This is a genomic window from Corynebacterium mendelii, from assembly GCF_017307055.1.
In the GTDB taxonomy this organism is placed as follows: domain Bacteria; phylum Actinomycetota; class Actinomycetes; order Mycobacteriales; family Mycobacteriaceae; genus Corynebacterium; species Corynebacterium mendelii.
Genome location: NZ_JAFLEQ010000004.1, coordinates 1 through 7,751 on the forward strand (window position 1 = coordinate 1; position 7,751 = coordinate 7,751).

Sequence of the window (7,751 nt, forward strand, 5' to 3'; positions counted from 1 at the left end):
AAGGCTTCCGCAATCTCAAAACACTACATATTGAAATGTCTACTGCACTCCGGACAACTACAACAGAAACTCCACGCACTCTAAACTACGAAGAGCCGTTATAGGGGCAGGCAAACATACCGCAACAAGGGCCACGGTCAGCGGAAAAGCACAAAACGTTGAAAAGGATCGGCACCAAAGATGACAGTCACAGTGAACTCGTTTGCATTGTAGGCGGCAAGATATAGCAGGGAACGGCAATTATCTTCAGGCTACTCCTATTAAAAGACGCACCACGCCCGACAGTCTCTTACCTTGCGGGCTCCCCCTAAGACACAGATATTTCGACTCTGTACATTTAGAGATGACTATAGGAATGCGGAGAGTTCCTGCTGTAGTTGGCCAGAATGCAGCAGCTGCTCAACATACCCTCAATGACGAAGAGTCGCTGTCACGCATCGATCCAGCGCCTCTGCCAACTGGCGATAGCGCTCCCACAGCACCAAACCCGATCCGCCGACTGCCGACTTCAAGACAGTCATCTACCGGAAAAATCTACAAGCGGGGCAGGGAATTGAAGAACATTGGCATCCCTCCGACCAAACCCCGGAATTGGGGGAAATACATCAGATATGCGCCAACGATGCTTAACAACCCCACTATGCCTGCCGCTGCGGTACCGACAGTCACCAAATCGCGGGATGACTCCAGCGGGGTAGGTTCATTTGAGCCACTCGAGTTCGAGTTCCCGGAGGACCGCCCAACAGTCACCGTCTGCTTCGATACGACAGTTTTAGTCGTTGTTCGACCAGCGTTTGCGGGAAGTCGCACCGTGGTCGTCGTCGGAACAGGCACCTCAACCCTGGTCGGAACCTTCACCGTTTCCGTAGTCGTCGTCGGAACGGGTTCTTTCACCGTAGTCGTGGTCGTCGTCGGAACAGGCACCTCAACCCTGGCCGGAACCTTCACCGTTTCCGTAGTCGTCGTCGGAACGGGCACCTCCACGGTGACAGTCTGTCCCTTTTCATTGTTATACTTCAGATCGACCCGTCGAACTTTTAGGAACCTATCCGGAAATGGTGCATTGGGATCCGCCGGATGCGCCCATTTTGCTGTTTCGACCTCAGTTTCGAGAATCAGTCGCCATGGCTGGTTGAGAACCATATGAAAATCAGACTTGTTGGTCTGCTCGTCTTGATTCATAGAAGCCAAACCCCAGTCCTCATGAGGCTGCCCCCAAACCATGTGATTGTGCTGGCCATCGACGGTGAAGTGGATTTTCTCATCAGCAGTACTAACCGCCCATGTGTGGTAAGCATTGGCGAGAGACTCATCAGCCTTGAGCTGGCGAGATTCTCGATAACGTTGCTTACCGTTGTCATTACAAGCCCAGTGAATCGCCGACGGGTTCACGTTGGATGGGTAATGGCCGTAATACTCGACAAGATCTATCTCACCATAATAAGGACTAGCATCCTTCTGATGGCAAGCGGCCTGGCCGTTTTGTAGCCAAATCGCCGGCCGCGCCCCATTCCTGGGGACGGAGTATTTTACGCCGTCAACAGTGATTTCTTCGCCTTTTTCGGGAACGACCATATTTGCTTCAACCTCAAGCGTAAACGCTCCCCCCTTAAGCCAAGGCGTGTAAACACGGCCGGTACTGTAGCGAGTGATTTTTCCATCCGGACAAGGCAGGACACTGGCATTAGAGTCGTTAAGGGGTTCCACATTAAGGTCGTCGGTGGACACACAGTGTCGACGTGTGCGGATCAACAAATGGTCATCTTTCAGGCTGAGTGCATCTCTGGTGAAAACAAACATCCCCGCTTGTTTATCTTGAAAACCATCAAACAGAGTCCAGTCTGACAAGTCGGTTTCGGGGCTGAAATTCACGCTCCAATCATCAAAAACCTCAGGGACGTGAACAGAAAAATTCGACAGGGGGCCTGCCGAAGCCGGGGCAACTGACAAGCTGGCCGCAACTCCCACAGACGCCAGCACTGTCACCAAATCCTTGCCGAATTTCTTGTTCATCATATTTCCTTGATCATCTGGGACGGAGGTTCGAGAAGCTACCACTGAGCTGCTTCCACAAAGACAGCTGCAAGAATTATTTCAGAACATGGCCCTGCGCATTTTATAGGGCTTTAAGCTCGTCCCAGTGGTTTCAAGGCTGTAATCCGGAATTGGACGGATAGCGAGAAGCTCACCGGAGTGACTTCACCGGCGACAAGACCGTCGCCAAGCAAGCTACTGCTCAAAGCGACAGCAGTGAACGGGCCCTGTCAACTCGTGCACTGTTTGAGGCAAGGTTGTGAACAAGTTCTGTCACCGGGAGCACCAAGTGTACGGTCACAGTCACACTAGCCACACAAGACGGCGCTATATATACACCCTAGGACCAAGGCTAGCCGCCGAGTATTACTGTTTGCAACCCTGATCTACAGGCCAAAGCTTGAAACAGCATTTTCCGACGAGCTTCTATGCCGAGGTTGATCTGGTCTGCCTCTTTTATCAGCTGGTCATATATACAAGACCCCCAGTCGGCGATTAAAACACAGAAGGGAGGAAGCCTCAAGGCACAAAATATCATCCCTATTCTTACACGCAGAGTTATTTAACAGGTTTGTCAACACCATCAACGGGCGGCGCGCCTATCTTCAAGACATCGCAGCAGATTTTCGCAATCTGAACTATTCAGAGCCCTGTTACACTCCGGACGACCACGGTAGAAGCTCCATGCACTCCAAATTACAACGATCTGGAAATGAACTCCACGAGTCGGCACAGCTATCGCCAACCGAAAGGGGTCGAACAAGGCGAAGAGCAAGTAAAAATCCGACGTCATGGCCGAAACTAAGAGTAAATGAGCAACGTGGTCCTAAAAAAATGTTAAGATACGCTTACTGAATACCGCGCACAGTGGCAACTAGGCCCACGTTGCCGAACAACGCACTCACAACGGTCGGCAACATAATCAATCGCATTACGATAATAATTCTTTCGAGACGACGTGCCTCTAATTTTTGGCAAAACAATTGAGGAGTAATCACAATGAAAAGCAAAGGTAAAACCACTTTAAAAGCCTTACGAAAAAAGTTAAACTTTGATGAAAAGCCTTTGATCTCTATAGTTACTGCAGCATATAACTCCAGTCAATACTTAGAAGACTATTTTTATTCCCTATCCATACAGACTTATGGAAGGGCAAATTTCGAGATACTTTTCGTCGATGATGGTTCTGACGATGACACGGTTAAAGTAGCAACAGAGTTACTGAAAAAATATCGCTTGAAGGGTGAAGTTCTTGTAGCTGATCACTGCGGTCCGGGAGCTGCAAGAAATCGAGGTTTGTCCCGAGCTAAAGGGGATTGGATAACTTTTATCGACTCAGATGACTTTGTAGCATCAGACTATTTTCAGCGCGTTATGAAAGTCGGTAGCTTAATGGGTGATGCGCGACCAGAAATAGTTGCCTCAAGATTAGTTTCTTTTTATGAAGATACTGGTAAACTGAAGGCTGATCACCCGATGGATTGGCATTTTTCCAATGGAGATTGCGTAGTCGATTTAGATCAAAATCCTCACTGCTTTCACATGTCTGGGGGTACTATCTTCGTGCGAGGTGGTTTAGTCCGTTCAAGCAATATCCGATTCGACGAACGCATTAATCCTTCTTTTGAGGACGCCAACTTTATTGCTAGAGTCCTTCTCAATAGCAGTAAGCCGAAAATTGGTTTTGTCCGTTCGGCGATATACTACTATAGGCGACGGAAAGATAGCGTAATCAGCCGCACTTGGGCCACGCCACAACGCTACGATGAAATCTTGCGGTACGGGATGTTGGATCTCATTGATGAAGCCCTTGTAAATAAGGGCGCCATTCCCGGATGGATTGCCGGCCCTATTCTCTATGATATCGGATGGTGTTTACGAGCGAATGACAGACTGCTATCACCTACTGACTGGTTGACCGATGAACAGCGCTTTAAGTTTTGCAATTTGGTTGGCCAAATTGTACGAGCTATAGGCCCCAGCACTCTTTGGTCGTTGTATTTACCTTCCTTCGATGGACGCTTGCGTGCTGCACTTGCGGCAACGTTCTTAGACGAGCTGTCTGAGCCGGAAGAAATTGTACCTTTGGGAACGGTTACTGGAACTAAGGTAAGACGTTTTAGCTACAGGTTCACTGGCCCACTTCCGACGGAGAAAGTCTACGTTAATGGCCAACTTTACGAGCCACCATATACTGGCATTCGGGACCATAACTTCTATAAATTTATTGGGTTTCGTGAACGTATATTATATGTCGACATTCCAGGACGTGTAAATGTCAAAGTTAATAACTCATTTTTACCGCCGCGGGACAATAAAAAATCCAGATTTGTTCATTTTTTATCGAAACCAAAAGTTAAGGTTCTAAAAACGCTGGACGCGAAGCGTGATCGCTTAACTTCCGAAGTCCCAGGTGCGTTGCCAGAACTGCTTAAACAAGTTGCAGCGTTAACTGGGAACCAGAACAGACGTTATGTGCTCAAGCTGGCTTGGTACGCCGGAGTCCCTGGGAGACGTCGCTTCAAGAAAAAGCTTTTCCAAGCCTCCCTCAAGAATGATCCGCCTATGTCGGAGAAGCCAGGAGGCCAAATTGACACTTTGGATAATCCCGTTTTGGATGGGTGTTGGCTCCTCTACGATAGCTTTTTGCGCGCCGACGACAATGCTGAACATCTCTTCCGTTTCCTTTTTAGAAACCATCCCGAAGTCCGGCCATATTATGTTCTTTCTTCAGAGAGTGCCGATTGGGAACGGCTTGCGATGGAGGGGCTTCCGGTTATCGCATATGGTTCTGAGCAGTTTCACAGAGCCGTTCGAGGTGCACGGGTAATAATTAGCTCACATGCGGATCGGGATAAACTCTATCCTTCTGACCGTATCTCTCCAAAAAGTTATAAAGCCCCTTTTGTCTTTCTACAACACGGCGTTTCTTCCCATGATATGTCAAAGTGGTTTAACCAAAAAAATCTTGGGCTGCTAATCGCCGCCACGAATGGAGAATACAGGTCGTTTGTTGATCGCAATAGCCCGTACAAATTCACTAGTTTTGATACCGCCTTTACTGGTTTTCCCCGCTTCGATCGCCTTTTAGAGCTTTCTTCCCGTGAACGTGCGGAAAAAAAGCTTGTGGTTGTGATGCCGACATGGCGGGTGGCCTTGGCTGAAGAAATGGACGAGTGCGATACCGCGTCAGAGCGTTTCAATCTTTTCAGAAACTCGGAATATGGCAGAAGTTGGATAAGTGTTTTAGAAGATCCAGCTTTGCGGTCAGGGCTTCAAGAAGCGGGCTACAAACTCGTCTACCTCGTTCACCCAAGCTTGGCAGCCCGAATAAATCTTAGGGACTATTTCGATGGAATCGAGGTCATCGACATGGCCGAAGTTAGTATACAAGATTACCTCGCTGACGCAGCCGCTCTCGTAACCGACGAATCGTCGATCGCGTTCGATGCCGCATACTGCGGAGCCTCGATATTTTATTTCCACGATGAGAATGATCGCTCGCTTTATTCCGGCCAACACACCTATCGACCGGGGTATTTCAACTATCTTGAAAACGGATTTGGTCCCGTTTTGTTTACATTGGACCAATTGCGGGAGGACCTCTTAGCCGGAGCTAAAACGAGATTTGTTCGTACTGACAAGTATGAAGCCCGCGTTAGTTGTGAATTTGGTAGCAGAGATACTCGCAATTGTGAACGAACCTACAATGCAATTTTGAAACGACTTGAGGTGCTTGAATGAGTAAAGGTTTTTTTAACAAGCTTGCTTCCAGCTTCGAAGAATTCTGGTACGAAGAATACTGGCCCTACTTGGTCAGTCAAGATGCACTTGAATCATGTCCAGATGCGTTAGTTGCGGACCCTAAAGGATTCTTTTCAGAAAAAGTTCCGATTCTTGCAACTACTCGTGATACCGCTAAAGAAATTTCGGCTATGAACTCGGAAGCCGCAGCGAGCTTTATTGCCTTCGGTTTCTCCCGTAGGGTCGCATTGACTAAAGGAAGCGGAACAAACTCGTTTTCATTTTTAAAAACGGTCAATAAATTTATTATCGAAGAAAAATACGAAGATATTATTTCAAGAATCGCTAGTTTTCCAGGTTTGGGGGTCGAGTCACTTATTGATCTCTATCTTCAAATCGGCGCCACCGCTCCGACTGAGGAAAGCATCTTCAATCATCTGTGGCCTAGAGTAAACAGCTTTGCCGAGTTGGGTAAATTACTCTTCGCCGTTAGAAGAGTTGGTTTTGGAGATTTGAGGAATGATTGGTTTTATGATGATCTTAATGGCAAGGACGAACAAACATTCGATGCTATAAAAGAGTTAGAATTATTCTGTGCTACACAAGACATCACCTGGCAAGCATCGATTTTCGAGGAAACTGACTTAGAATCAATTCGATTGTCGCTCTTCAAAAAGCTGTTTGACTCGTGGGCTGATGGGTGCGGCAATATAGATGCAACTGAGGGCCTAGTTAAATTGGTAATGCCTTCGAATTCGAGGTCAATTGCGGGGATACAGTCAATTCTACAACTCGAGCTTAACAATAAAAATATTTCGATACTTCGGACCGGCTTCGATGCGGTTGGCGTTAACTGGAACGAACATGTAGTTTGGGTTCCTCCCAGCAATATTAAGTTGACCGCTGAGTGTGCAGATCTTTATGGTGATGATGCTATTCGTATTGATTTGCCGACTCTCGGCGGTCTTATCCAGCTTGGTGGCTCCCTTAAAGAAACAAAAACCGCGCTCGACAGTCATTATAGCCAGCTAGGGATGCGGCTGTTGGACATGACCGGTTTTGAAGAACCAGACTTGTCTAAATTTTTTAACCTACCCAAAGTCCGAAGTAAAGACTGCCCGCTATATGGCATTTCGCTTTTGGAAGAGATAATATCCGATCAAGGAAACACGCGGTGCGTGGTCCGTTTTGTGGACTGGTGCATTTGGTCGTTAATTAACCATAAAAACCTTGCGGATGTTCTACCCTTGCATGCACTGGCAGTCCGATTTTGTTGTGAGTGGTCCCTGCGTGCGAAACTAGCCCGACTTATGGAGGTTGCGAGGCCTCTCGTTCAATTCGTTGAGACTGAGGACCCATTTATTCGATGCTATTTGTCTTTTGTGTTGTATTGTTCGTCAAAAGAAGATAACTTCGATCTAGAATTTTCGTCCGAGGTGAAGTCACTTGAACAGCCTAACTCATGTTTATCATGGGTCAATTCCGGTTCTTTGTCGCCCTGGTTTGCTTTAGAGGTAACTTGGCTTTTGGGATTGGTTTCGGAAACCGTAATTCTATATTGTCTGAAGAATTCGGGGGCTATAGGTAAGTGTGAGATCAATGCGCTGCGAGCATTAGCGATAAGAATTCTTCAAGATCAGAAGGATTCTTTGCTTGGAGAGTCGTTGAAACAGCTCATTTTAGTACGGGACCATGATTCGCGCGCGTTCAGTACGAATTATATTTATCAGAAGTGCGTTAGGTTTGACGCATTTCCGTCCTATGAGGTCTTGGAAAAAGAAATCACGAAACTAGTTAAAAGTTAGACTCAAGGGAACTGTGGCGATCTTTTGCTGTTGCAAGTGTTTCTTGATTCTCGGCTTTTTGTTGGATTTTTGGCGCTACGCATTTTAGGCTGCTTTGAGTTCGTGTTGTAGTTGTCCGGAGTGCAGTAGACATTTCAATATGTAGTGTTTTGAGATTGCGGAAGCCTT

At 47.2% G+C, this 7,751-nt stretch carries 3 protein-coding genes; 2 read left to right on the top strand and 1 reads right to left on the bottom strand.

What is annotated here, in order from left to right; translation table 11 throughout:
• Nucleotides 1-534: 534 nt before the first annotated feature.
• Complete coding sequence (locus JZY06_RS02965; protein ID WP_207118336.1) at nucleotides 535-2,013, bottom strand: glycoside hydrolase family 16 protein; 1,479 nt, start codon at nucleotides 2,011-2,013, stop codon at nucleotides 535-537.
• 1,020 nt (nucleotides 2,014-3,033) lie between these two features.
• On the opposite strand from JZY06_RS02965, the gene JZY06_RS02970 reads away from it, so the two are divergent.
• Together JZY06_RS02970 and JZY06_RS02975 are read left to right on the top strand one after the other, a co-directional pair.
• Nucleotides 3,034-5,778, top strand: coding sequence for a bifunctional glycosyltransferase/CDP-glycerol:glycerophosphate glycerophosphotransferase (locus tag JZY06_RS02970; RefSeq protein ID WP_207118337.1), 2,745 nt, complete (start codon nucleotides 3,034-3,036; stop codon nucleotides 5,776-5,778).
• Nucleotides 5,775-7,583 (top strand): hypothetical protein, encoded by a 1,809-nt coding sequence (locus JZY06_RS02975; protein ID WP_207118338.1) that lies wholly within the window; start codon nucleotides 5,775-5,777, stop codon nucleotides 7,581-7,583. Before JZY06_RS02970 ends, JZY06_RS02975 begins: the two co-directional genes overlap by 4 nt.
• Nucleotides 7,584-7,751: the final 168 nt, after the last annotated feature.

Excerpts from the sequence above, each read along its gene's own strand:
- JZY06_RS02965 (WP_207118336.1), bottom strand. The coding sequence starts at position 2,013 with ATGAACAAGAAATTCGGCAAGGATTTGGTGACAGTGCTGGCGTCTGTG.
- JZY06_RS02970 (WP_207118337.1), top strand. The coding sequence starts at position 3,034 with ATGAAAAGCAAAGGTAAAACCACTTTAAAAGCCTTACGAAAAAAGTTA.
- JZY06_RS02975 (WP_207118338.1), top strand. The coding sequence starts at position 5,775 with ATGAGTAAAGGTTTTTTTAACAAGCTTGCTTCCAGCTTCGAAGAATTC.